General features: G+C 62.5%; 19 protein-coding genes, 1 tRNA gene and 4 pseudogenes. 13 read left to right on the forward strand and 11 right to left on the reverse strand.

Going from position 1 to position 25,046, the window contains the following annotated elements:
* Positions 1-36 precede the first annotated feature (36 nt).
* The 7 genes and pseudogenes from HL671_RS04815 to HL671_RS04845 form a co-directional block, all read right to left on the reverse strand.
* A pseudogene (locus tag HL671_RS04815) lies at positions 37-396 on the reverse strand (ParB/Srx family N-terminal domain-containing protein); the annotation flags it as partial.
* 152 nt (positions 397-548) lie between these two features.
* Positions 549-1,013: pseudogene (locus HL671_RS04820) on the reverse strand (DUF932 domain-containing protein); the annotation flags it as partial.
* Positions 1,014-1,043: 30 nt separating this feature from the next.
* The gene (ltrA, locus tag HL671_RS04825; RefSeq protein WP_172235765.1) at positions 1,044-2,615 is read right to left on the reverse strand and encodes a group II intron reverse transcriptase/maturase; all 1,572 of its coding nucleotides are present in this window, start codon (positions 2,613-2,615) and stop codon (positions 1,044-1,046) included.
* Between the two features lie 622 nt (positions 2,616-3,237).
* Positions 3,238-3,969 (reverse strand): annotated as a pseudogene (locus HL671_RS04830) (DUF932 domain-containing protein); the annotation flags it as partial.
* 386 nt (positions 3,970-4,355) lie between these two features.
* Positions 4,356-5,939, reverse strand: a complete 1,584-nt coding sequence (locus HL671_RS04835) for a hypothetical protein (protein WP_172235766.1) — start codon at positions 5,937-5,939, stop codon at positions 4,356-4,358.
* Between the two features lie 113 nt (positions 5,940-6,052).
* Positions 6,053-6,649 carry a hypothetical protein gene (locus HL671_RS04840; RefSeq protein WP_172235767.1) on the reverse strand — a complete coding sequence of 199 codons (597 nt, stop codon included), beginning with the start codon at positions 6,647-6,649 and terminating at the stop codon, positions 6,053-6,055.
* A gap of 69 nt (positions 6,650-6,718) precedes the next feature.
* Positions 6,719-7,642: a hypothetical protein gene (locus HL671_RS04845; RefSeq protein ID WP_172235768.1), complete on the reverse strand. Its 924-nt coding sequence runs from the start codon at positions 7,640-7,642 to the stop codon at positions 6,719-6,721.
* A 347-nt stretch (positions 7,643-7,989) separates the two neighbouring features.
* On the opposite strand from HL671_RS04845, the gene HL671_RS04850 reads away from it, so the two are divergent.
* The 13 genes and pseudogenes from HL671_RS04850 to HL671_RS38215 form a co-directional block, all read left to right on the forward strand.
* The gene (locus tag HL671_RS04850; protein ID WP_172235769.1) at positions 7,990-8,349 is read left to right on the forward strand and encodes a hypothetical protein; all 360 of its coding nucleotides are present in this window, start codon (positions 7,990-7,992) and stop codon (positions 8,347-8,349) included.
* Between the two features lie 116 nt (positions 8,350-8,465).
* The gene (locus HL671_RS04855) at positions 8,466-8,900 is read left to right on the forward strand and encodes a hypothetical protein (RefSeq protein ID WP_172235770.1); all 435 of its coding nucleotides are present in this window, start codon (positions 8,466-8,468) and stop codon (positions 8,898-8,900) included.
* 95 nt (positions 8,901-8,995) lie between these two features.
* Positions 8,996-9,340 (forward strand): hypothetical protein, encoded by a 345-nt coding sequence (locus HL671_RS04860; protein WP_210263776.1) that lies wholly within the window; start codon positions 8,996-8,998, stop codon positions 9,338-9,340.
* A 27-nt stretch (positions 9,341-9,367) separates the two neighbouring features.
* Positions 9,368-9,940 (forward strand): hypothetical protein, encoded by a 573-nt coding sequence (locus HL671_RS04865; protein ID WP_172235772.1) that lies wholly within the window; start codon positions 9,368-9,370, stop codon positions 9,938-9,940.
* Between the two features lie 57 nt (positions 9,941-9,997).
* On the forward strand, positions 9,998-10,918 hold the full coding sequence (locus tag HL671_RS04870) for a hypothetical protein (protein WP_172235773.1): 921 nt from the start codon (positions 9,998-10,000) through the stop codon (positions 10,916-10,918).
* A 29-nt stretch (positions 10,919-10,947) separates the two neighbouring features.
* Positions 10,948-11,646, forward strand: a complete 699-nt coding sequence (locus HL671_RS04875) for a hypothetical protein (protein WP_172235774.1) — start codon at positions 10,948-10,950, stop codon at positions 11,644-11,646.
* Between the two features lie 66 nt (positions 11,647-11,712).
* Positions 11,713-12,984, forward strand: a complete 1,272-nt coding sequence (locus HL671_RS04880) for a hypothetical protein (RefSeq protein ID WP_172235775.1) — start codon at positions 11,713-11,715, stop codon at positions 12,982-12,984.
* A 136-nt stretch (positions 12,985-13,120) separates the two neighbouring features.
* Positions 13,121-13,969, forward strand: a complete 849-nt coding sequence (locus HL671_RS04885; RefSeq protein ID WP_172235776.1) for a hypothetical protein — start codon at positions 13,121-13,123, stop codon at positions 13,967-13,969.
* Positions 13,962-14,333, forward strand: a complete 372-nt coding sequence (locus tag HL671_RS04890) for a hypothetical protein (RefSeq protein WP_172235777.1) — start codon at positions 13,962-13,964, stop codon at positions 14,331-14,333. Before HL671_RS04885 ends, HL671_RS04890 begins: the two co-directional genes overlap by 8 nt.
* Positions 14,334-14,350: 17 nt before the next feature.
* Positions 14,351-16,132: a type IV secretion system DNA-binding domain-containing protein gene (locus tag HL671_RS04895; RefSeq protein ID WP_172235778.1), complete on the forward strand. Its 1,782-nt coding sequence runs from the start codon at positions 14,351-14,353 to the stop codon at positions 16,130-16,132.
* 93 nt (positions 16,133-16,225) lie between these two features.
* Complete coding sequence (gene mobF / locus HL671_RS04900) at positions 16,226-18,871, forward strand: MobF family relaxase (protein ID WP_172235779.1); 2,646 nt, start codon at positions 16,226-16,228, stop codon at positions 18,869-18,871.
* Positions 18,861-19,124: a hypothetical protein gene (locus HL671_RS04905; RefSeq protein WP_172235780.1), complete on the forward strand. Its 264-nt coding sequence runs from the start codon at positions 18,861-18,863 to the stop codon at positions 19,122-19,124. Before mobF ends, HL671_RS04905 begins: the two co-directional genes overlap by 11 nt.
* Before the next feature lie 78 nt (positions 19,125-19,202).
* Positions 19,203-20,327, forward strand: a pseudogene (locus tag HL671_RS38215) (recombinase family protein); the annotation flags it as partial.
* A 105-nt stretch (positions 20,328-20,432) separates the two neighbouring features.
* Here HL671_RS38215 and HL671_RS38220 read toward each other — a convergent pair.
* The 4 genes from HL671_RS38220 to HL671_RS04925 all read right to left on the reverse strand — a co-directional run bounded on the left by HL671_RS38220 (position 20,433) and on the right by HL671_RS04925 (position 24,840).
* Entirely contained in the window at positions 20,433-20,852 is a 420-nt protein-coding gene (locus HL671_RS38220) for a hypothetical protein (protein ID WP_246705815.1), read from the reverse strand.
* Positions 20,838-20,914: transfer RNA gene (locus tag HL671_RS04915), tRNA-Arg, on the reverse strand. Before HL671_RS04915 ends, HL671_RS38220 begins: the two co-directional genes overlap by 15 nt.
* A 141-nt stretch (positions 20,915-21,055) precedes the next feature.
* Positions 21,056-21,460: a YccF domain-containing protein gene (locus tag HL671_RS04920; RefSeq protein WP_041751128.1), complete on the reverse strand. Its 405-nt coding sequence runs from the start codon at positions 21,458-21,460 to the stop codon at positions 21,056-21,058.
* Positions 21,461-21,732: 272 nt separating this feature from the next.
* Positions 21,733-24,840, reverse strand: coding sequence for a bifunctional diguanylate cyclase/phosphodiesterase (locus tag HL671_RS04925; protein ID WP_172235781.1), 3,108 nt, complete (start codon positions 24,838-24,840; stop codon positions 21,733-21,735).
* Between the last annotated feature and the right edge of the window lie 206 nt (positions 24,841-25,046).

Here is a 25,046-nt window from a genome sequence, read left to right on the forward strand (position 1 = left end):
ACGACTCTAAGAGGACAGTTGCGATACAGAACCTAAAAGCGGAGCTCTCTGGACATTCTCGGCAAGCGAATCCTCCTCGGCGAGCCCATCGGTCCGGATGACACAGGGGACCGGCGCGGTGCGCGCAAGCCGCTTTTGCTTGACCAGAAGCTCGAGCGCGCGATAGCGGCGTCCGCCGGCGGGGACTTCGAACATGCCGGTTTCCGAACCGTCCTCGTCGAGAACCGGGCGGACGGTGAGGCTCTGGAGCAGCGTGCGCCGCGCGATGTCTTGCGCGAGCTCCTCGATCGAGAGGCCCGCCTTGATGCGGCGGACATTGGACTGGCTCAGCACCAACTGGTTGAAGGGGATATCACGCGACTGACTGAGGGTGATCTTGCGAACGGATTTTGCCATTGACGTTCTCCGCGACGGGCGGTTGAGAACCTCTCTCGACCTTCTGGCCCGTCACGAAGCGAAGCGCCGCCCTCTTCCTCTGAAGGGCGGCGCTGAAACTTAAACACCGGGCTGAAACTCGCTGCTCGCAGACCCCGGGGCGGCAGATCGCATCAGCTGGTGCGGTCCAGCAACTTTTTCGCCCGCGCCTCCAGATCGAGCCGGGCGTCCTGGTGCGGCTTGTCCCGCGCAACGGCGGTGATGCCTTGCACGAAATCGAAGATGCTTTCGGGTTTGCGACCCTCCTCGGCGAGCACCGTCTCGATGATCTTTGCGGTCTCCGATTTGCCGAACCCTCGCTTGCGCAGGAACTCAGTGCGCTCGTCGTCGGTGCGCGCGACGATGCGCTCCCGCGCCGCCCGGACGCCGTTGACGAACGACTGCGGCGACGAATTGGCAAAGCGCGTGAGTGCCGGTGCCGCCTCGTGGGCAAACCGGGAGGCCGCGAATTTGGAATGGCGGATGGTGATCTCCTGGAAATCTTCCACGCCCCACAGATTGCGATTCTGGCAAACGGCGCGAAGATAAAAACTCGCAATCCCCAGGGTCTTGGCGCCGACCTCCGAATTCCAGCAATGTAAAGTAGGCGACGAGCGCCAGGCCGCCTTTCAGCGGCTGGTTTCTCGTCGCCTCTTTCCGAACCGGACGTGCGCCTTTCGTTGCGCATCCGGCTCTCCAGAAGACGTGGCGAAATCAGGTTTTCCCATCCATGCGAGACGGTATCTGCAGACGGGAGTCCACGCGAGCATATATTGCTCGACCGGTCCCTCCTGCCAGACCCGCCGTGTCGGGCGCACGCGACTGGGTAAGAATGCATCCCTTATGTCGCGCATTCCCGCCTTCGGGCGTTTCATCCGCAACCAACGCCACATGCGGTCACCGACGTACCAGTCGAGGCTGGTGAACACTCGGCCCGCATAGGCGCAGTAGCGATAATAATTCGCCCATCCGCGCAGGATAGGATTGAGTTCTCGGAGCTTTGCGCCAAGATTGACCAGCACAGTATTGCGTTTGGTCAGTTGCTTGACGTTTCGCCGAAGGTTGGCGGCCTTAGCTTTAGGAATTTCCACGCGCGGGCCGTAGCCGTAGCGCTTATCCCATCGCATCGTGACATGGAATCCGAGGAACTCGAATCCGCCCGTCATGGCTGTGACCTTCGTCTTTTCGGGAGACAATTCGAGGCCGGTGGTCTCCCGCAGGTGATCGGCCAGCGCGGATTTCTCCGCGAGGGCGTCCTCCTGCGTGCCGGAGACCAGAACCACGAAATCGTCCGCATATCGGATCGGCAAGAATACGCAGTGCCCAGCACCACGATCCCAGACCCGCGCTCTGCGTGCCGCGATCACCCCGAGTTCGGGATTATCGGGCTGGGCCTTGGCGCGTTGATACGTCCACCGCTCATAGCGCTCCTCAATCGCACTGAGTGCGATATTGGCGAGCAGCGGTGACACGATCCCACCTTGAGGGGTACCGTCGTCCGTGCGGAGAAATTGATCTTCCGCAAGGACTCCGGCTTTGAGGAACTGCCCCACCAACCGTATTACCCGACGATCCGCGACGCGAGCGCGTATCCGGTTCATCAGGTGATGATGGTTGATGTTGTCGAAGCAGCCCTTGATGTCCCCTTCAATGACCCAGTTATACGGCATTCCCTTCCGCCGCCCATCCTCACCGATCTTATGTGGCAGGATGGCGCGACGGATATACTCCAAGGCAGCGTGCGTGCTCCTGCCGGGCCTGAACCCGTAGGAGACATGCCAGAACTGCGCCTCGAAGATTGGCTCCAAGAGAATTTTGACCGCGCATTGTACAACGCGGTCCTTGACCGTCGGAATGCCCAGGGGTCGGAATTGCCCCGGTTTACCGGCTTTAGGGATGAGCTTACGCCGTGACGGGCTTGGCCGATATGCGCCTGCGCGCAACTCGGCTTGTAGCCTGTCGAGGAAGCGTTGCTCGCTGCCCTTCTTCCGGATGCTATCCGCGGTCACCCCATCGATTCCAGCGGAACGTGCGCCTCTGTTCGAAGCGACGTGCCGCCAAGCATGGCGAAGCATGCGAGGGTCAATTAGCCAACCCCACATATCCCGCCAAGCATCGTTGGGATGTGCCTGACTCCACTGATAGAGTTTGCGTTGAACGCTGAGTATCCAAGCCTCATCGGCTTGGCGATCCGTGTCCACAGATCATTCCTCCGTCTCGCTATTCTATCGTCCTCCTGCTTCCCTTCGCCACGTGCGCGGTTTTCCCGCGCGCCGACTACTACGGAAGCTCCGCCCTCGGTATCGTCCTTCTCCGGCCGCTGCGGCTAGCCCAGTTCCTGGCTGAGCGGATGATCCGAGTTCCCGTGTTCCGATCTTCAACCTTCGTGTCGTTAGACGGTGAGCTATACCCCTGGCGATGCGGGAGACGGGCCGAAGAGAAAATGTCCCATCTCGGATGCGCTACGCGCATCCAGCAGTGCGGAGATTCTAGCCCCACCGCTTCAGATCGCTTAGCCTCCGCCGCCATCACGGCATGTGGAGGCAGGCTTCCGTAAATACAGAGGCTTCCAACGCCCACTTCGTTACCTCGTCATAGACACTGTGGTAGTCCGGCCTGCGGGTGATGGTCCGCATCCGGTTCAGTTCAGGCCGATCTGCTTATGACACCCAACCGGCGAGCGCCCGGTCAGGCTTTTCGGCCCCCTTCCGCCTGCTGTTCTCCCAGCAGGGGGGCGGCATCGCAGCCGCCGGTCAAAGATCAGCAAAGTTTGGGAGATGAGTTCTAAGTCATGATTCACCTCCCGCGCCGTCACGGCGCACAGAAGCCGCGGAAGTACAGGTCGGGCGAACCGTCCGAGAGCTTGCCGGCCTCGATCGGATTGAGATCGTCGACGAGGAATAAGAATACGTCGCGATCGGAGGCATACAAGGTGGTCGTGGCTTTCGTGACGTCGACTCTCGGATTGTAGATTCCGGTCGACCAATCGAGCACGCCGGGCACTTTCCAGCGCGTGTCGCCAGTGCCGTTGCCGGCAATCCGCTGCACGGCGGCGACCAGTTCATGGTCAAAAATGCGTCCGTAATCAGGGCTTGTGACCGCCCGCAATTCAACGCGCCCGCTTTCGACTTCAAGGGTCTTGATCAGTTCTGCACGATTCGAGGACAGGCCATATTGCAAATTTATTGCTGCGAGTGGTGCCGGCAGTTGCCGCAAGTAGGACGATGGCGCGGCGACCATCGCGGCGAGCTGGCCGAAACTCCAATGCGTAGGCGCAACGGGCACACCGTCGCCAGGCAGCATCAGCGTCAACCGCTCCGCGTTATCGCGACTTGCTTCCACCCGGATCGCCGCGCTCTCGACTGTACGGGTTAGGCTGCGCTCGGCACGGCCGCGCGCGGCGGCGTTCAGCTCCGAGAGCGACAGGTAGCGCTCGTCCGCAGGCCGGGAAAACCATTCCGAGGATACACGGCCGATCCGCTCGCCGCGGCTCACATCCACCTTATAGCCGGTACGCTCATCGCGCGCGGCGTCCAGAACTTGCAGTTGGGTCATGGGAGATCTCCATGACGGGCGCCGCGAGACTCTCCTCTCGGCTCTCAACCCGTCACGGACCTTCGGCCTCTCTCTAGCTCTGTGCCGGAAGCGAGGCTTCTTCGACAGAAGCCAAATCCGCGCGATGAATCTGTTGATGGCACGGCTCAACGGCTATCACGGCTGCCGGTCGTCCCCCGCTGCGTTCTGATTTCTAGGCGCCACTATCGCGTCTCGGGTACCGCTCGGGAGCGGCCTATGCCCCCTATGATCCCTATGGGTTCGCGTTCGGTTCGCCTGGCGGTGATCGCTCCGCCACAGATCCTATGACCCCTATGACCCCTATGGGATCGGCGTCGGCACCGGGCCTCGGCGAGCTGCGCCATACCGAGCGATGCCCGCCGCCGCTAATCAGTCTTCTGAAGGACGTATGTGGACGTGCCCCACTTTCCGAGCGGCTTGTTGCGCGACATGACGAAACCGCCCGCGCGCGTTCCCTCGAGATTGGCCACAAAACTCGCAAGGCTCTGCCGGCTTCCGCGACCGTGCGGATGAGCCAGCAGCGAAAGGCGCATGTCGAGCTCTTTGACCTTGATTGCGCGGTCGCCATACAGCTCATGCCAGGTGGCAAAGAACTCGACGACCTGAACGCGGCGAGGATCGTCACGCTTGATATCGGAGATGCGCTGGACGGGGTCGGCGCAACCAAGCGCCAGCAACGGATCGCGACACCAACGCGCCCACTGTTCAAAGCTACCAAGCGCCTGACCCTGCTTGAGGCGATTCTGGCGGCCCCACCGCCAGATCGTGAGTGCCGCGGCGAGAAGGTCGAGCCGCTTGCGCTGGATCAGGACATCAAACTCCTCGCTGAATTCGCGCCGCTCGGGATCTTCGCAACCGGCATCAAGCCCAACGATAAGGAAGCGCCGCGCCAGATCCTCGGACACGGCGATGGCATTTCCGGTGATGGCGAGAAAGGCGTTCGTGGTGATCGACACCATCTTCGTGTTCTCCCGAAACGGTCGGATCGCGCACGGGTTTTCGGTTGCGATTTGCGCCAGCAGGTTGGAACGCACAATCTCGGCGTTGACATTGTCGAGAAAGACGACGGGGTCCGCGGCGACCAGTGCCGCAGTCAGACGCTTATCGAGTTCCGCGCGATCGCCCGTACTCGTGAACGCCTTGGGCGCGAAGTCGAATGCGATGCGCGCCGCGGCGCGAATGAGCTTGCCCTTCCCAGTCCCCGCGCCAGAGTATTGCGGCGAGCGAATGATGAAGCCGGGAGCGAGTGGGAGACTGGGACGGCAGACGGCGGTCAGGACGGCGACCAGGTAGCTCGCTTCGTCGATCCTGGGCGGCTGCGACAGGTCGACCGTAAGCCTACCGCCTAAACCAGCGGACTTGGGCGCGTCGGCAAAGGGAAACGTCGCGAAAGGCTTGCGGAGTCTGTCGAGCGCCTTCTCAGCCTGCTTTCGCGTCGGGCGATCAGGAATGCGGGGCAGCTCCACCCCCGTGCACCAAAAGCGCGTCTCCTTGTCGTAACCGTGCGTCGCGCGGATCGAACCGTCATCCGAGAGAATCGGTGCCCGGCAAATGCCGTCGATGGGGCGGACGCCCCAAGCATCGTGCCGGTTCAGATAGAGCTTGGCGACGCGTTCCGGAAGGGTCACGGGCTCGCGCACCATCTCGCCGCGCAGGATCTTCTGCAACACCGGGCGGCACACCTGGTGGCTGTAGTTGACGACGTCATGGGCGTTGAGGATAAGGGTCGAAAAACCGTCGCTGGTCTTCACCAGTTTCACCACGGCAGAACCCCGCTGGAAGAGACTCGGCGAATTCGCCAAACGTTCAGCCAGTTCGCTGGCCGCGGCGGGCAAATCGGCCTGGTCGATGACCAGATCGGGCCGCCCGTCGGCGGCAGGGGACTGCTGGGACTCCGACGGATTCGGATGGCGGTTCTCGGTGACACTGCTCGAATTCTTGTTGGACATGGGCTTCCTTTCTTGCCGAACCGATTGGCCCGGTTCGTGGAAGCCCTAGCCCGAAGCCGAGAAAAAACTAAGCAAGTCACCTCGCGAGTTTGGAATGGCCGGTCCTATGCTGGTTAGATCGCTTCCGCTGGCGGCGGGACCTCAAAGGGCTTTCGCGGGGTAGAATTTGCGATCTTGACGCGCGCGCGCACCGGATCGCTCGTCAACACTTTAAAGAAGTGCTTTATGCGTTGCTCGATGTCGGTCAGGCGCAACTCCCCCCTAAAGTGTTTCTCGAGCGGTTGCCGGACTTCTGCCAATGGCTCGTAATCGAGCGCTATGGGCGCGATCGATCCATAGTTCAGACGCTTGATTAGCTCTTTGGCGTAAAGGCCGTCGGCCGTAAGGTGGCGGCGATTCGGAACGACGATCGTGCCGCGATCATCCTCGAGCTCATTCAGGATAGCTTCCAGTTCGGGCCGTCCCTCGGTTTCTGTCTCGTAGGCGATCCTCGCCAGCCAATCTATCGCGCGAGGATTTTCGTTTTCCTTTCGAGGATAAATGGCGCCACATTTGACGCCGATGTCTTTGACCAGGGGCTGCCGGAGAAGATCAAAGAACGCCTCGATATTCTTCTTGTTATCGTCGTTGTACGCCCCGTCGCCTTCCTTCTGTTTGTTCTTTGTGCCTTTCGCGGAGTGGTAACCGTAGATGGGGACCGACAATCCCATAGTGCTCTCCCAAAGCAGCGCTTATACCGCAATACATCCTGAATGAGGTTGATCGGTAACGAATACTGTTCAACGAAAAGTTAGTGGTCGAATGCCACCCGACCGAATGGTGAATGCTTGCTGACCCGGCAGAGTCGCCGAGGCCAGAAGCGCAGCCTCCTCGTCAGTTAGCTCATCGCGACGCGAGTTGTCATTGGTCGCGCGATTTTCACTGAAAGAGTTCTGCAGCTTGGAGATATCAAAGGACAAACGCAGCAAGAGGCTCAGAATTCCGTCTCGCTGCATGACAACGATCGCGTCGGCGCATTCTTGCTTGAGAACAGGGAGCGGGACGCCCTCTTGCGGGTAGATACCCAGCTTCTCATAGTATCTAAGTTTGCCGGCGGCCGCTTTGGGCAGCAGATCGTCGTAAGGCAGCAGCGAGATGCAGGTGTCGGCGTCGTAACGACGCTGCGAGCCCATTTTGGTGACGATGCCCAAAGCCAGATCTCGCAAGTCGGCCAACGCTCGGACATCTGCCAGCCGCCTCCAAGCCCTGGAATGAAGAGCAGTCATGACACCCCTGATTGCAGTTTCGCGATTTCGGTCGGCAAACACGTCGTCCCCTTCTTTGCTTCTGGCGACGAACGCTTCGCCTACTGTCAACGCACCGGTAAAGTAACCACCAGAAAAGGAGCGCTGGATAGTAATGGCGCGCGCGACTGTAACCGGTCGGCATCGACATTCGGTATAGCCGCTGTGTGGGACGAGTTGAGGCTCAACCTCCTCGAAAGATCCAATTGCCAATGGATAATGCCTAGTTACGTGGGACAGTCGCATCTTATGGATCGATTGAAGCCAAGTTTCATGAACCCGCACCACGCCGGAATAGAAATCAGCGCCCGAATGCTCGATGCGGTCGACAATGCGGACGTCCCAAGGAGTTCCGAGGATGGCTTCCGGGAGAGTTGCACGTAGTTGGGTTGCGAGAGCGTCGTCAGCGAGCCTGCTCATACGGGTATCCATCTAATACCGGATGGGATCCGATAGCGGGTTCGCTTCAAGCGATCGTTGCGCCGATCATTAAAAATGAATCTTGAGCATGAGCTAGGCCGCGCCGGTCAGGGTTGGAGGCGCCCATCGGTCGCGCCTCGGCGATTGGCGCATACCGTTTGCCCCTCTGTAGGTGCGCGCCGCTGATCTACGGCGCGGAGCCATCCGCTTCTCGGCAGAGGGCCAGACCCTCAAAACTCACGAAGTCACTTCCTTAGTTTCTCGGCCGGGTCGACGTAGGGTTGGGCCTGGGCATTGGCGTTCGACCCGTCCTTCATTCGATCGCCGCACGACTGTGAGTGAGCATCATGCGGTTTTTCACGTCTGAGAAGAGGATCAAAAGGGACGCCAGGCGCCTGAAGAACGCGTTGGCCAAGCACGGCTACGACGTGAACTACATCAGGTGCCTCGATTTGATGGCGCGTCTGCATGGCTTTGCGCATTTCCCCGAGTGGCGGAACGCGATTTGGGATGGGCAGCTGAGTCTCGTCGACGAGGATGTTGACGACGACACGGTCGAACTCCGCTTCCTGCACCAGGAGGCCGTCATGGCGGAAGCCGGCCTCGGCGCCGTTGCTGGCGTGGTGCTCGAGCCGTCGCTCCGCGGAAACGAGTTCTTGGGGGATGCGACCTCAATCCACCAAAGGGGGAGCGACGTCGATGCTTGATGCTCTCGCCCAACAGACGGTCACCGTGACGGTTCACGGCGGCGACGTCTCCGGAGGACACTCTGTTCTTCTGAGTGTCCGCTCGAACGAGGAATGTACAACGTAAGGAGTGATTAATGCGTATCAAGGTGACTGACGACAACCAGGAGCGGCTCAAGGCTGCGCTCGACAGCGCGAACGGGAATGCGTGGAGGCATACGGCAGCTCCGAGGCACGTGCAGAACCTCGCCGTCAGGGCCGAGGAAACGCTGAAGGCGAGCGGCCTTCCCGCATGGGCACGCGTCGGCGCCGAGGTGGTTTGGCATGGCGCCGGCGCCTCCGCTCTGGCCTATCGCTACAAGATGGCCCGGACGCAGATCACCCTGACCCGCGGCGCCAAGCACTGGTTCTTGACCGACGCGAAGCGCGTCGGCGTGTCCCCGAAGCGGAGTGAGCACTACCGCATCAGCATCTCCAGTGCCCAGCGCGACCGCATCATCGCGACGGCGCTGCGCACCTTCGAGGTGCGCTGCACGGCCGCCGACGTCAACGAGGCGTTGGGCGCGGTCTAGACACGAAGGCTAGTCACATGGACATGAATTCCAATCCCAATCCCGAGCACAGCGAACAGCCCGGCGAGCCAGAGTCCTGCATCTCTAAGGCCCGCTTGAAGCGGGAAGGCTGGCGGGAGGTGCGCGCGTTCATCGAGCCGAACGAGCCGAGCACCGGCACGAAGCAGGAGAGGCCCGGGGCTCGGACCGACGCCGAGCGGAAGGCTGATCAGCGGCAGCGGCAGCTTGCCGATGGCCTGAAGCAGATCAATGTCGTCGCTCCTAAAGATGACGACGCCCGCGCCCTCATCATGCAGGTCGCCAGGGCCATCATGTCGAAGCCGGTTCGCCGCGACATCGCAGCCGTTCTGGCCGACCGCGATCTCGTGAAGATCGGTCGCAGGGTAAGGCGGCTCCGCGGCAGCGCGGCCGACCAGGCCCGTGCGCTGCTGAAGCTTTAGCCACTATAGCATTAAAGGATCCAAGCCATGAGCAAAGTGTACCTCGCCCAGCCCCTATTCGACCGAAATAGCCCCGATTTCGAGCACCTCGCGAGCTTGCCCACCAAGTTCACGCTGGACACGCCCGGCGCGCGGCTGGCGCTCGCGCTCAATTACTACACCGTCGAGGCCTATGCCCACCAAGCCGACCGAGATGCGGCGTGCGGTATGACCGCTCATCCGGACATCATGTATGTGCCAACTGCCAACGTCTCCGCCGAAGACGCCAGCACGATCGGCTGCGGTTATTCCCTCGACCATCCCGACTTCGAGAAGGTGCTCGATCCGATCTTCTCCCAGCTGGTGGAACGTTTGGTGAGCAACATGACCCGCGCCGGACGGAACGCAAAGGGTCCGATCGCGATGGAAGCGCTGTCCATTGCGCGCACGCGCTACACGATCGAAGTCATCGCCAATCGCGACAGTGTCCGGTTCGAGGTCGATGGCCTGGCCGTGTTCGAGAAACGCGATCGCTCGATGATCAACGCCACGTGCGCCTTTCTTGAGGAACGCCTCCATCTGCACCTCCTGCCGACGGGGCCGAGGAGGAAGGCTCACTAGATCACCTCAGGGAATGTCGAAGACATCGCCGACACGCTTTCTAAATAGGGCAGCGCAATGAATGATCTGATCTTAGACCACACCATCCTGCAGGCTACGGTCTTCGATCTCTGGCCGATCCAGCAGAAGGGCGGACCTTCGCTGCCGGCCTGCATCGAGCTGGCATACGGATCGGGCCTCTTCAAGCTGATCCACGCAGCGATGCCGGATTGGCTCATGGTGACCCCCGAGCATATCCGCATTGCCGCGCCCGAGGCCATGAACATGACGCTGTTTCGCAAGGAATTGGCCGTCGGCGGCTCCCTTCGCTCGGCGCTGGTCAACTTGCGCTGCGCCGCCATCGTGGACCGCGGAATTCTCGCGGAGTGCGTCAAGGTCCGGCAAGCGCTCCAGAGCCTCGCCGGGCAGCAGCCGGTCGGCCGCGCCCTCGAGGATGAGGACCACGACTTCGACAACCCGGTCATGAAGCCGTATGATCGCTGGTGGTACGCCATCGAGCGGAACGGGAACGAGCCCGTCTCCGGCACCCCGCAGGTGCTCGCGATTCCCATCTCGCACGTCAATCGTGCGAGAGAGCTCAACCCCAAGCTCGCGATCGATGAGCTGTACGACATCCTGGAGGACGGCCACAGCCCGGTCATGGCCAAGATCGGCGTCCCCAAGAGCAGCTCCGACTACCCGGAAGCGCGCGCCGAATGGATCGAAATCGCAATCGAGTCTCTCGTGGCCAACATCGAGGAGGCGGTGAAGGGCTGGCCGGTCCTGCCGGGTGAGCCGTTCCAGAACGTCGTGATGATCGACGACCACCTGTTCTTCATCACCATCGACACCATCGACGGCGTGACTGTGGCGTCGCCGACGGCATCCAAGCAAGCGCTGGAGCAGTTCACGGTGGAGGTCCACAGGGTTGGCCATGCGCATTTGGCGCACGGTCTCGCGGCTCTCCGCCGGGCCGAGACGTCCCGCTGGGGTGCGTAAGAGAATGGAACAAAGTAGGAGTATGCAACGTGGTGAATCGCACTGATACCGCCGACAGACGTGAAACGACGTCCGTTCACGCGCAGCTCGATCGGTCCGAGGCCCGCGAGCGCGACCTTGCGACGCGGTATCGGCACATCCGCACTCACATGAACGTGACGCAAGCGCTGAGCAGGCTCGCCCGGATCGACAACGCGGGATTCCAAGGCGTGCTGGCACAGCTCGCCGACATCGGCGTGATCATCGGCGCCGACGCCGTTCTCCCCGAAGACCTGGCGCGCCGGCACGACAGATTCGGGCTGACGCTGGTTTTTGCCGGAGCCGCGCCGCTGATCTGGCTCAATCTGTTCAAGCACGACAGTGAAAGTGCTCTCGCCGATACCCTTATCCACGAGGCCGTTCATTCCACCGTGCGGACCCTTGGTCGCCTTCCGCGCACCCCTCAGCCCGATGAGACGATCGCCTCCTATGGCGAGGAAGTCGTCGCACTCGCCGGGGCGAACCTCATTCTGCGCAAGATCGCCTTTCCCGCGCATCACGAAATCGCGCAAAACATGATCGCGCTCGCCAAGTGCCGGATGGTTCTTCACGAGCTTGGATGTAGCGAGCAGTTCGTGGGGGATCGACTGGCCGAAGCCGAGCTCGCCGCCAACTTCTTCACGGATTTCGGCATCGACGTCGCCCCTCCCAGCCTCAAGGAGATCCAGTCGGGCTCCCGTCGAAAGTAGCCGCGTGCAGGCGGAATAACCGCGAACAAGCGATACCCAAGTAAGTAGTTTCAGGAGCCGCAGCCAGTGCATAATCTTCCCAGGACCCTCGAAAAGATCAAGAAGTTGGCCGCCGCGTGCCGCGCCGAGATTGAGGCCTCCGATCGTCCGCTCGACGCTATGCCGGTGCAATGGGTGTTGCCCTTCTTTTTCGTGCACCCAAACCGCGCCGAAGGTTGGTGGCTACACGTTGGGCCGGAGGTCTGGGCGCGGATTGGCCGTCTGAAGCAGGAGCCGGAGTCGCTTATCGTCACTGAGGCGGAGCTGCAGAAGACGCCGTTCGCTCTGTCGCACGCGGAAATGCAACAATTCCGGAATGGTCCGATGCTTCGGATGTTGTCGCTGGTCGATCTGCGGCTCGCACGGCAACGAGGCGGACGGCTCAAGCGCCACGTCGAACTCGCCATTCGGGAGGCATTGGAGCTCGAGGTCTTCAGGCGCGATCCGGAAATTGGCGCCCTGCTCTCCTGCATGCAGGCGCAATTCGATCACGTTGACGTGCCGGTGATCAGAGGCGCCGGCTTGAATACGTTGGCGGAGCTTGCCTGGGTCCCCGGAATCCCCACCAAGAGAAAGGCTGCAGACGATAGCCTCAGTGAGGAAGATCGCCGTCTTGCGCTGTTTGAGACACTCCGGGCGGAAGGCGAAAAGCTTGCAGTGGGCCGGCTTCCGGGGCTGAGTGAGCCGGCCGAGGCCGAGGCAGCCGTCATCGCGCAGATTCGCGCTCTTGCTGGCACGTCCCGGTCGCGAGCGGAATTCGAAGATGCGATCGAGGCCGCGGCGAACTGGGTTCACACGCTGGCGAAGGCCTGCGTTCATACAAAGGACGTCGCGGAGGAAAAACACCAGCTCGCCAAGCGCGCGAAGGACGTTGAAGCCTTGAAGCGGCCCCCGAAAGGCAACAATCCCTTTCACCAGGAGCCGATGACGCGCCAACAGCACGAGCTGTTCACCAGGAATGAGTTTTCGGCACTCGAGCTGGCATTCATCGCGGTGGCCGCCGACGTCGATCCCAACCTCATCACCATCAACCACGTGCTGGCCACCCCGGAGTTCCGGCTGGCGCGCAAGCTGGGCCAGATCGGCCGTGGACATCAGGCCGTCGTCCTTGATTCAGAGGAGATCAAGGATCTGAACGAGTTGATCCTGGGTGAACAGGGGCATGCCGAGGGCGCGATGTACCGCGAGGTTCACCGCTATCTGGCCGAGTGCACCCTCGACATCTTGGCTCTGCCCGGAGGCAGAGATCGTCTGAATGATGCGATCGCTCAGGGGCAGGAGCTCGCTGTTGCGGATTAGGCCTCCTCCCGGCGGCGGCGTTGCAAGGTCGATTTTAGATCTCCCGCGCAATTAGCTCATTCATTTCCGAGACGGGTGCCGGGCGGATCGGCTCCTCTGGTTGCGGATCGCTGAAGATCCCAACCGAGAGGAGACCATGTCGAAAAAGATGCGCAACCCCGCCGAGGGAGCGGTCCTGCCGCTGAGGCTGCCCGCGGCCACGATCATCACACAGGACAAAGGTGGCGATGGAAAAAGCCTGGTCGCCCACGCGCTCTCTGAGCGCGCGCGGATCGCCGGCATCCCCATCGGTATCGTCGAGGTCGACGCCCAGGGGAAGTCGCTGTCGGTCCTGGGGCCGCATGTGGTCTCCATCGCGACCGACGCCAAGGTGGCGCGGCGCGATCCCAGTGCCGCTTTGCGCGCCCTGACGCCCCTGTATGAGACCCTCGAGGCGACGGCCAAGTCCGGCGGAATCTGCGTGGTGGAGTTCGGCGCCAACGAAGCTTCGCGCGGCGCTTTGTGGACGGGAATGGTGGACCTGCAGGAGGACCTCTCGGCGCTCGGCGTCGAGATCTTCGTGATCACGCCGTTTACCGCTCAAGCCGAGTCGATGCGTCGCGGCGCGAAGTCGGCCACGAGCTTTCTCGAAGTGCTTCCCGAGGCCCGCCTGGTTCTGATCGAGAACCAGCGTGACGGTGCGGTGGGCGACCTGCATCCGGCGAGCGATGCCGCGGAGGCGTACCGCACCTCGATCCTGCCGCTCGCCAAGAACGCGATTACCCTCCGCATGCCGATGATCGAGGCGGGCAGCTGGCGGCCCTTTGAGGCGCGCGGTGCGCGCCTCGTCGATGCTGTGACGATGCCGATCGACGAGATCATGAAGGTGACGGGCCTGCCGCGGCCGGAGGCCAAGATGATCCGCGGCGACGTCGCGGCCTGGTGTTCGGAGATGTTTTCCGAGTTCGACAAGTTGATCGCATTCGAGGGTGACATGAATGGCTAATGAGGAATTCGAGGACATGGTCGCCGCGGCCACGGCGGATGCTTCCGCCAGCCGCAAGGAGCTCGGCTGCAGCTATGCCGTCGAATTCCGGGGAAATCCCGAAAGTTTCGACCCCCGCAAGCTGATCCCTCTCGGCAAGGATGGCTTGCTGTCCTTCGTTACAACGGTGAGCGTGCCCGTGCTCGGGCTCGACCCGGCGAACGAGCCGGAGACCGTGGTCGAACTCACCGAGCCGAGCTCGGTCGACCTAGGGTGGCGCGACAAGCAGAACGTGCCGTTCCCGTTCGAGATCTCCGCCCTGCTGTTCGGCGCCCTGGCGGGCATCGGCATCGTGTTCGGCTCGGCGATCGCATTGACCATCTGACAGCGAGAAGATGCATCATGAACAATTCCATCCGGCTGTTTCGGTCGGCCCTGCTCGTGGCGCTCGGCGCTGCCCTGATCACGCTCGTTGCCGGCATTATCTCGCTCTTTGTGGTCGCGCCGCCGACCGTCGAGGTGCTGTTCCACGGGAACGTGAGCCTTGCCAGCGACGTGGCCATCCACGAAATCCTTCAGAACCTTCGGGGCGAACGGTGCGGCCATCTGAGCTGGCCGGTTGTGTGCCGGCTGGATTGGATCCGAGCCATTGCAGTGCAGTTGCTGGACTCGCCGATTGGGACCAATCGCCTGGCTACCATCGCTCTTGGCGTGCTGGCGGCAAGCGGGTTTGCGTTCTTCTTCGCCTATGCCGATACGCCACCGATCGAGGATCTCACCGTTAAGCGCGGCCGCCGCATCGAAACAGGAGCTTATGCCAACCGCGCGCTGCGACATGCAATCCGAAGGGTCGGCAAGCCGCAAAAGAATGATCTGTGGCTCCTGCCAGAGGTTCAACTGAACGCGGCTTCGACCACGCGCAACTTGCTCCTGGTGGGCACGCAAGGCTCAGGCAAGACCGGGCTGTTGAGAGCCTTTGCCGACCAATATCTCAATAGTCTCAGCGGCCGGATGTTCGTGTTGGACGCGAAGGGAGACATGTTGGCTGGCTTGCCCGTGGATTCGATGATCCTGGTGGCCCCTCAGGATGCGCGCGGTTGGGCCATCGACATCGGCCGGGAGATTACGAATCCGCTCATTGCCAGGGAATTCGCGACCAAGTGCGTTCCCGTCTCCGAGCAGGATCCCATGTGGGCGCATGGCACGCGCAGCGTGCTCACCGACATCATCATGGCATTGCACGCGCGCTCAGGTGAGGCATGGGGTTGGGGCGACCTTGCCGATGCTGCTCTCTCCTCGGCCGCGGACATTCGCCGGCTGCTGCTCGAGGGCGGCGGCAAGAGCGCCGCGCTGCTGAATTTCGGCGACGACCCCGAAGAAAATCGCACCGTCATGTCCATCCTGATCACGCTCTGGGTGACGGTGCTGAGCGTGATCGAGCCGCTCGCGCGCGTTTGGTCGGAGGTCGATCCATCGCAGCGATTCACCGTGCGTGACTGGCTGGCGCCTGGTTCGCGGCTTCCGCGTACATTGCTGCTGCAGAAGTCGGGCGACTATCCCGAGCTTTCCTCCACGGTCGGCAGCTTCCTGGCAGAGCGGGTCGCCGCGGCGGCTCTTGCGTCCACTCGCCGCCGCCCCGGCACCGAAGGGTTGACGATGCTGCTCGATGAATTCCCGGAGGTGCCGATCGAGCGGCTGCCACGGCTTCTCGCGCTCGGGCGCGAGCTGCACGTGAATACTATCGCGACCGTGCAGGACCTCGGCCAGATCACCGCCCTCTTCGGCCAGGAGCAAGGCTCGGTCGTCGAATCGCGCTTCGGAATCCGACTGGTCCTTCGGTTGGAGCCGGGCGAAACCGCAAGGCGTATCTGCGAGGTCTGGGTCGGACGACGTCAGATCCGCAGGCGCCGTGATACCACCGTGGAGGAGCTCGCCAGAGGCATCGCGAGGCCGATGGAGACCGTTTGGGAGGACACGATCACTCCCGACATCCTGTCGGATACGCTTGGCGTGTTCGAGACATCAGCCGGGAAAATGATTCGTGTGCTGGTGACGGGCTTTCCGACACTCGCCATCGTCGACGTTCCGATCACGACCTGGGCCGATCGGCGCGAAGCCCACGTCCCGGCGCCCTGGCTTGCCGGGCCCTGGATGCACGGCCGGCAAAGGGCGGAGCAAGCATAGATCGGCTCTCTTGCGCAAAAGTTCATTCATTTCCGAGACCCTTAGTACCAGGCGCTCTAATTGGAAGGCCTCCCATTTGGAGGCCTTTCTTTCGTGGTTGCGACCTGGAACCCGGCGGCGGCGAGCGCCTATTACACGCGTCAGCGTGAAACGGAGTATTACGCCGGCAGTGGCGAGCCGTCCGGCATCTGGTACGCGCCTGCCGGGGATTTTGGTCTCGTGGACAGCTCGTTCGTCGACCGCGCCACCTTCGATCGCCTGTATCATGCACTCGATGAAAATGGCGCTTCGCTGCTCGACCAACTGCGGCGGCATAGGGAACGCACGCCCGCCTTCGACATTACGCTCAGTGCGCCGCGTTCGGTCAGCCTCGTTTGGGGCCTTGGATCGTACGATACCAAGCGCCTGATCGAAGCGGCACAGCAAAATGCCGTTCGCGCCACGCTGGCGATGCTGGAACGCGAGGCGACCTGGGCGCGCCGCGGATTCAACGGGACGTTCCTGGAGAAGGTGGCGCTGACGGCGGCGACGTTCCAGCATGGGGAGAGCCGAAAAGCCCAGCACAGCGACGGACGTGTATTTGCCGATCCCAACCTGCACACGCATTGCGTGTGTATAAACATCGCAACACGTCAGAGCGATGACACGGTCGGCGGACTGCATTCGAAAGTCATCCGCGACTTCAAGATGGCAGCCGGCGCAACCTATCACGCCGCGTTGGCGCACGAGCTCGAGAAGATCGGCTTTGCGATCGACCGTACCGGCAAGAACGGTGTGTTTGAGATTGCCGGTGTCGATGATGTCACGATCAAGTATTTCAGCGCGCGACGGCAGGAGATAGAGGACGCACTCGCCGAACATGGCGTCACCAGCGGCGAGGCGGTCGCGCTGGCGGCGGCCGTCGCCAAAGCGACGCGGAGCAGCAAGCGTGAGAGTGTAAGCCTCCAGCGGGAGGACGTCTGGCGTGACGCCGCGCAATCGCTGGGCATCGACACAGAGTCATTTGCCGACACCTTGAGGGCTCCCTCGAAGGCGCTTGATCAGGACGCGGGCGAGCGGCTGCTCTCCGAGCGGTTGGCGGCGCTGCCGGCGATTCTCACCGAACATGAGAGCGTCATCGAACGGCGGGAGCTCCTGCGTTCCGTCTCTGCCGCCCTGGTCGGCACCGGCTTGCCGGCCGAGCGCGCTGAAACCGAATTCAATCGCCTGCTGAGCCAAGGGGCATTTCTGCAGATCGGACATGATGCGCACGGTCTGTCCTGCTACTCGACCCCGGAAATGCTGGCGATCGAGCGGCAGGTCGTCGAGCACGCGCAATGTCTCGCAAACCAGTCCTGGCTCGCTGTCAATCCGCCGTGGCTGAGGGAACGCTGCCAGGCTTCCGGGCTCACGATCGAGCAGACCGAGGCCGCGCTCGCAGCAACCACCAGTTCGGCGATCTCTATCGTCGAAGGTGCCCCTGGAGTAGGCAAGTCCGCGCTGCTCGCACCGGTCGTAGAGGGATACATCAACGCCGGATGCCACGTGATCGCCACCGCATCCGCCTGGCGAATCGCCAACATGCTCCGAGACGATCTCGGGATCGAAGCGCGGGCGACAGCCTCCTGGATCTCGCGGCTCAAGGCCGGTGAAAAAGTTCTCGACGATCGCACCGTCCTGATTGCCGATGAAGCCGGCTTGCTCTCCTCGCGGGACATGCACGCTCTGCTGGGCGCCGTCACCGAGGCCGGTGCCAAAATCGTCCTGGTGGGGGATCGGCGCCAGCTCCAGGCGATTGGTGCCGGGGGAGGTCTTGACCTCGCCTCCCGCGCCGTTGAGGCCGCGCGTGTCGATCAGATCGTTCGCCAGCGCGAGGCATGGGCGCGCGAGGCCATTGCCGCCTTTGGAATGGGAAGGGCAGCGCACGCGCTCGAGGCGTTCGCAACCCGCGATCTCGTGATCGAGGCGAATGGCGCAAAAGCAGCCATCACCGCGGTGTTGGATTCGGCGGAGCAGGTCCACGCACGTGATCCCGGTGCCTCGATCCTGATCCTCGCCAAGTCCAACGCCGCGGTAGCCGGCATCTCGCGGGCCGCTCGCGAGCGCCTCAGGAACAGCGGCATCATCAGGGGCCCCGAGCTTAGCTTCACCGCGGCTACACCATCCGGCCACTCGACCGAGATCGTACTGGCCGCGGGGGATAAGATCCGCTTTCTTGTCCGGGATGACGAACTGGACGTCGTCAACGGATCTACCGCGACTGTCGTCAAGGTCAGCGAAACCACCGATCCCTTCAGCAGCGCGAATCGAGCTCTCATCGAGGCCCAGATCGAGGACCGACGGATTGCCTTCGATCCGATGCGGCTTGCCGACGCGCAAGGACGACCCCGCCTTGGCTGGGCCTATGCCTCGACCATCTACGGCAGCCAGGGCCTCACGGTCGACCACACCGTCGTGTATCTGGATCACACCTACAACCGTCATGACATTTACGTGGCGACTAGCCGTGCGCGGGAGCGGACGACGCTCGTGGTCGATGCGAAGAGCATTGATCGGCGCCTCGCCTCCGAACTGCCCTTCGATCAACAGCGCGATGGTTTGGTTTTTTCGGCGATCCAGCGCCAAAACTGGTTGGCCGAACGGCTCTCACGCGCCTCACCGAAGATTTCTACGCTCGACGTGATCGAGGGTTCGCGGCCGCTCGAGCGGCAGACGGAGAAGGATCGGCGGCATCGACGGGAGCTCAGTCATGAGCTCTAAGCCCATGCCGGTGCAGTCGCGCATCAAGCTGCGGACAAGGGTTGCCGCCCTATCCGTCCAGTCGAGTGCTCCTCATGGTGTGGTCAAGAAGAGAGGACGCCGTCAGCCGCAAGGCGATGACTTCCATGTCGTTCTTGATCTTCCGCCCTCACCGCCGGTTCTGGAGCGAGAATTGCGGGCGATTGAAATCTTGCTTGGCCGCGAGCTGCAGGATTTGCTGGCTGGTGTTGCGAGCGACTTTCCGGAAAAATAGCCGTTGACAGGGCATCACGCGAGATTCACCAATCGAACCTGAGAAGCGGTCAGCCTAGAGTGTCAGTAGGGTTATCCGATGAACAAGCACGTGTTTCGAAATTCGATTTCCAAGCAAGCTGACGCAGCCAAGCGCGTTGCGACCTATTACAGGGTCAGCACCGGGCGTCAGTATGCCAACGAAGCTTCGATTCCGAGCCAGCGGAAAATTACAGCGAGTTTCTGCGATCAGAACGGCTACCTCGTGGTGGAGGAATTCGTCGAGGCCAAGACCGCAACCGACGATCGCCGGCCGGTGTTGCAGGACATGATCGAGCGCGCGTGTGCACCGGATCATCCCTACGATGCCATCATCTTCTATGCTTTCAACCGCTTCTTCCGCAACGTCGCCGAGATGGAGCTCACCATCCGCAAGTTGCGCAAGCACGGTGTCGAGGTGGTCTCGGTCACGCAGCCGACCGGCGATGATCCCAGTCAAATCCTCGTTCGTCAAATCATCGGGGCTTTCGACGAACACACATCCCGGGAAATCTCCAAGAACACCACGCGCGCCATGCGCGAGTCGGCCAAGCAAGGATTTTGGAACGGTGCGACGCCGCCTCTCGGCTATCGTATCATCGAGGCGGAACGCCGCGGGCAGAAGATCAAGAAGAAGCTCGATATCGATGCCGTCGAAGCTGAAACGGTTCGGTTGATGTTCAAGCTTTATCTTGACGGCGACGGCGAGACCGGCCCGCTCGGCGTCAAGGAGACGACGAAATGGCTGAACAGTCACGGCTACCGCACTCGCCGCGGTGCGACCTTCGGCGTTGGGCCCGTCCATAAGATTCTGACCAATGCCTGCTATTCGACCGGCCAATGGCCCTACGGTGTGCGCAGCTCGCGGGACGGCAGGAAACACGACCCGTCGACCGTGATCCACATTTCCGTTCCGGTCCTCATCGAGCAGGCCGATTTCGACCGCGCGCAGGCAAAGCTGGCCCGTAGTAACCCCAAGACCACGCCGCCGCGGGTGGTCAACGGTCCCTCCCTGCTGACCGGCATCGCTGTTTGCGCATCATGCGGATCCGGAATGACCCGGACCGGCACAACGAACCGACAGGGGCGCTCGTACTCGTATTATTCGTGTGCAGGATGCCAGCAGAAGGGTAAGTCGGTCTGCAAGGGCCGCCACGTCCCGGCGGCGATCCTGGACGATGTCGTCTTGACCAATCTCAAGCAGCGTGTGCTGGCGCCCGATCGCATCGCCGACCTCCTGAAGTCGCTGATCGAGCGCCAGGCTGCGAAGAGCCAATCCGCCGACGACCGGCTACTGGCTCTGCAGAAGGAATTGAGCGACTGCGAAGATCGCATGAAGCGGCTTTATCGCTCGATTGAAGACGGCATCGTCGAGCTCGACGACATCCTGCGGGACCGCGCCGCTGCTTTGAAAGCTCAACGGGAGCGAGCCAAGGCGGCCCTCGATCATGCCCGCGCCCAGTGCGGCACGGCGGCTGCCGTCACTGCGGAGAAGATCGACGCCTTCGCGCGACTGATGAACGCGAAGCTGGATGCCGGCGACACGAACACCCGCAAAGGTTATATCAGTTCCATCATCGACGCCGTCGAGGTCGACGACCACGCCATCCGGATCGTCGGCAGCAAGGACATCCTCCAGGCCGCCATCGCCGGTAAACAGACCGAGAACGGAAATGTTCGTGGTTTTGTACGCAAATGGCGCACCCGACACGATTCGAACGTGTGGCCTTCGCCTTCGGAGGGCAACGCTCTATCCAGCTGAGCTACGGGTGCGTACGGAATCGGTTTAGCCGATTGCCCCGGGGTCGGCAACGGCCTTGAACGCGACGCCTGGCCGGGCTCGGATCGACCGTCGGTGCAGTGTCCGGCCTTGAGGGGGCGGATGGGCTGTGGAGCGATCGGCTCCCTCCGGGGTCAGGCCGGCACGATGGTCTTGCCGATCGGCCAAAGCGCCAATCCGGCCAGCTTCAGATGCGCCCAGGCGAAGGGCAGGCCGATGATGGTCACCGCCAGCGCGATCGCCGTCAGCAGATGGCCGAGCGCCAGCCACCAGCCGGCCAGGACGAACCAGATGATGTTGCCGAGCAGCCCCAACGGCCCGGTGCCGACATCCTCCATGCCGGTGAGCTCGTCGCGGCGGACGGCGCGCGAGCCGAATGGCAGCAGCGTATAGGCGGCGATGTTGAAGGCGGCGCGGGCCCAGGGCAGGCCGATGATGGTGATGGCCATGACGACCGCGGCCACGAGCCAGCCGAACGCCATATAGGCGCCGCCGAGCACGATCCAGAGGACGTTGAGAAGCAATGAGACGGGTTGCATGGGCCACCTGCTAGGTTCCGACGACGCTTATATAGGTCTTCCCAGCACCAGCCAAAGGCACGCCGCGGCGGATCGTGCAGGTGTGTTGTGGGGCGGTTTGGCGCAGCGGGGGCCTGTGACCTCGGACACGAACGGCGCCCCCATGGGGCGGCTTTGTCCTCAAGCCGGCTGCATGACGCGGTCGCCCAAGCAAAGGATCTGGACGATATGGCGGTCTCGCAAAGCGCTTGTCGCGCCGGTCATCGCCGGTGCCGTTACGCCCTGCGGCGCCGTCAGCCGGCGGCCTGCAGATCGTCCGGTACAATCGGGCCCGGCGCGAACAGCTTGCGCAGTTCCGCGGCCGGCTTGGGCGCGCTGAACAGATAGCCCTGCATCTCGGTGCAGCCGAGCTGGCGCAGCGCCGTCTGCTGTGCACCCGTCTCGACGCCTTCGGCCGTGGTCGTCATGTTGCTGGCCGCGGCAATGCTGACCACCGCCTGCACGATCGCCGATGAACTGTCGGCGCCGATATCGCTTACAAAGCAACGGTCGATCTTGATCTTGTCGAACGGAAAGCGCTTGAGGTAGCTGAGCGACGAATAGCCGGTGCCGAAATCATCCAGCGCGATGCGCACGCCCATGGCGTGCAGCTGATGCAGGATGTCGAGCGCCACGTCATCGTCGCCGATCAGAACCGCTTCTGTGATCTCGATCTCGAGCCGTTCTGGTGCAAGGCCGGCGGCTGACAATGCGCTCGCGACATGCAGCGCCAGCGTCGGGGATTTCAACTGGATCGGCGAGACATTGACGGCGACGCGGATGTCGCTCGGCCAGTGCGCCGCTTCGGCGCAGGCCGTTCGCATCACCCAGTCGCCGATCTCGTTGATGAGGCCGGTGTCCTCGGCGAGCGGGATGAAATCGAGCGGCGGCACCATGCCGCGCTCGGGATGCCGCCAGCGCAGCAGCGCCTCGCAGCCGGTCATGATGTTCTCCCTGAAGCCGAGCAGGGGCTGATAATGCAGCTCGAACTGGCCCTCGGTGATGGCGCGGCGCAGATCCTGCTGCAGCTGCAGCCGCTCCCGCGCGCTCTCATCCATCGCCGGCTCGAAGAAGCGGAAAGTATGGCGGCCGTCCGCCTTGGCAGCGTACATCGCGAGGTCCGCATGCTTTGTCAGCTGATCGATCTCGACGCCATGTTCCGGCGCGAGCGCGATGCCGATGCTGGCGTCGGTCGACAATTGATGGCCGAGGCAGCGATAGGGCTCGCGAATCCGCTCGAGAATCTCGGTGACCTTGGCAATGACTTCGTCGCGATCGGCCGCCATGGTCAGGAGCACCGCGAACTCGTCGCCGCCGAGCCGAGCCACGGTGTCCTCCGGCGCAAGGCAGCTCCTGATCCGGCTGGCGATCGTCCTCAGCAGTTCGTCGCCGACGTGATGTCCAAGCGAGTCGTTGATGCCCTTGAACTCATCGATGTCGAGATAAAGCAGCGCGAAGAACATGCCGTGCCGCGCGCGCTCGATCTCGTGGGCGATACGCTCCCGGAACAGGACACGATTCGGCAGCTCGGTCAGCGCGTCGTAATGGGCGAGATGGGCAATCCTCTCATCAGCCAGCCGCCGTTCAGTGGTGTCCTCGATCACGTTGATCAGATAACGCGGCCGCTGCCTGTCGTCGGTGACGACGATCCGGCGCGAGGTGATATAGCGCAAGCCGAGGCCGGGCGTCTGCCACGGATGCTCCTCGAGAACCAGCCCGTCCGCATGCTCCAGCGCCCGGTCGTCATCGGCGGCGGCCTTTTCCGCGATCGGCCGGGGCATCAGGTCGAATAGCGTCTTGCCGACGATCTGCTCGCACGGCCGGCCGAAGCACCGCTCGGATGACTTGTTGACCAGTACGTAACGGCGGTCTTGGACATCCTTGACCATGATAGGCGAGGGAATGTGATCGATGATCTCGCGCAGGAATGCGTAATTGCGATCGCGCTCCTGCTCGAGCTTGCGATGCTCGCTGATGTCCTCGAGGGTCGTGACCCAGCCGCCGGTGGCCAGCGGCTTGTCGATGACGTTGAGGAACCGTCCCGCACCCGCTTCGATGACCATCTGCGAGGTGCCGCCCGCGGCCGCCCGATCGTGGATGGCGGTGCAGAAGTCGGCGACATCCCCGTTGAAGGATCCCTGCGCCTTGCAATGGGCGATGACCTCAGTGAGGTGGACGCCCGGCCTGATCACATCGGTGGACAGGCCGAGCATATCGATGAAGCGTCGATTGAACATCACGACGCATGCGTCGGCGTCGAACGAGATCAGCCCTTGTGTCATGTTGTCCAGCGCCGTCTCGACGCGTTGCTTCTCGCCTTCGAGCTGTTGCCGGGCGATCCGGTTCTGCCGCAGGATCTGCCTGATCATCAGGCTGAACATCACGGCAATGACGCCGGCCGCCAACGTCGCGGCGCCGACCAGCAGGACCACCTGAGAACGCCAGTCCGCGAGCGCGTCGTCGATCGTCCGCGTCGCGGTGATCGTCAGCGGGAAGCGGCTGACCCTGGCTCCGGCAGCAATCTTATCGAGGTCGTCGAAGGGGCTCGTAACCAGCGCGGTGTGGACCGCGCCGTCAGCGACGCTGCTGAGCAGCCCGCCATTTCCTCCGACCCGGCGCCCGATGACGGCCTCGCTGTGCGGGTAGCGCGCGAGCACCGTGCCGTCGGCGTGGAACAGCGTGATCGAAGCGCCATTGCCGAGCGACATCGATTCCAGGAATTTCTCGTAGGTTTTCGGATCGACGCGGCGCGATAGCAGGCCGAGGAATTCACCGTTGGCACCGCTCAAGCGGTGGGCGACGATGGTGGCCCATTTGCCGGTGACATAGCTCACGACCGGTGCAATGATGACGGCGTCGGACTGCTGACTGTCAGCGAGGGTCTTGAAATATTCGCGGTCTGCGACGTTGATCGCCGGGACCTCTCTGTTTTCCGACCAGTTGATGAAGCTGCCATCGGCGCCGATGATCGTCAGGTCGCCCATATAGGACAGGCCATTGATCTGCGACTGCAGCATCTCGCGAATCTCGGGCCGCGCCATGCGCGAGCGGAAGGCCTCAGGCGAGTCGATCGATCCGAGCTGCATGCGGTGGATCGCGTGAGAGACCGCGGTGTCGGCATCCTCGAACTGCTGCGCGAAATGCCGGCTGAGCAACAAGACGGTATTTTCGAGCTCGCGCTCATTATTGCCGATCGTGCGGTCTTTGAAGCCATTGGCCATCACAAGCGTTCCGATCACGATGGCTGCAATGAGGAGCGCGCCACAGGCCGCGAGCCACGGCACCGGACCGCGCCAGATCGACGTGCCCAGCCGCGTTGGCTCGGTCTCGACCGCCCCTGACGTGTCTGCTGCGCGTTGCATGCCTGGATCGACCCGGGAGGAAATCAATGATCGCAAGCATGCTTGATAACAGGGCACTGGTACCGGAGCGGTTAGGAAACTCAGTTAGCCGCTTGTTAAATGCCGGGAGGAATTTCGTCGAAAAGCCGCGCGGTCAGCACGGCGATACCGCGCCGGCAGAATCCGGGACCGGCGCGTGCGCAACAGGCTCGCGCGCTGCCGGAGTT

Origin of the sequence: Bradyrhizobium denitrificans, assembly GCF_013179005.1 — a bacterium.
GTDB lineage: Bacteria > Pseudomonadota > Alphaproteobacteria > Rhizobiales > Xanthobacteraceae > Bradyrhizobium > Bradyrhizobium denitrificans.

Coding starts and splice junctions, on each gene's coding strand:
- HL671_RS04885 (WP_172235776.1), top strand. CDS start 13,121: ATGTCGAAAAAGATGCGCAACCCCGCCGAGGGAGCGGTCCTGCCGCTG.
- HL671_RS04850 (WP_172235769.1), top strand. CDS start 7,990: ATGCGGTTTTTCACGTCTGAGAAGAGGATCAAAAGGGACGCCAGGCGC.
- HL671_RS04870 (WP_172235773.1), top strand. CDS start 9,998: ATGAATGATCTGATCTTAGACCACACCATCCTGCAGGCTACGGTCTTC.
- HL671_RS04865 (WP_172235772.1), top strand. CDS start 9,368: ATGAGCAAAGTGTACCTCGCCCAGCCCCTATTCGACCGAAATAGCCCC.
- HL671_RS04895 (WP_172235778.1), top strand. CDS start 14,351: ATGAACAATTCCATCCGGCTGTTTCGGTCGGCCCTGCTCGTGGCGCTC.
- HL671_RS04840 (WP_172235767.1), bottom strand. CDS start 6,649: ATGGGATTGTCGGTCCCCATCTACGGTTACCACTCCGCGAAAGGCACA.
- HL671_RS04890 (WP_172235777.1), top strand. CDS start 13,962: ATGGCTAATGAGGAATTCGAGGACATGGTCGCCGCGGCCACGGCGGAT.
- HL671_RS04855 (WP_172235770.1), top strand. CDS start 8,466: ATGCGTATCAAGGTGACTGACGACAACCAGGAGCGGCTCAAGGCTGCG.
- HL671_RS04905 (WP_172235780.1), top strand. CDS start 18,861: ATGAGCTCTAAGCCCATGCCGGTGCAGTCGCGCATCAAGCTGCGGACA.
- HL671_RS04920 (WP_041751128.1), bottom strand. CDS start 21,460: ATGCAACCCGTCTCATTGCTTCTCAACGTCCTCTGGATCGTGCTCGGC.
- HL671_RS04925 (WP_172235781.1), bottom strand. CDS start 24,840: ATGCAACGCGCAGCAGACACGTCAGGGGCGGTCGAGACCGAGCCAACG.
- HL671_RS04835 (WP_172235766.1), bottom strand. CDS start 5,939: ATGTCCAACAAGAATTCGAGCAGTGTCACCGAGAACCGCCATCCGAAT.
- HL671_RS04845 (WP_172235768.1), bottom strand. CDS start 7,642: ATGAGCAGGCTCGCTGACGACGCTCTCGCAACCCAACTACGTGCAACT.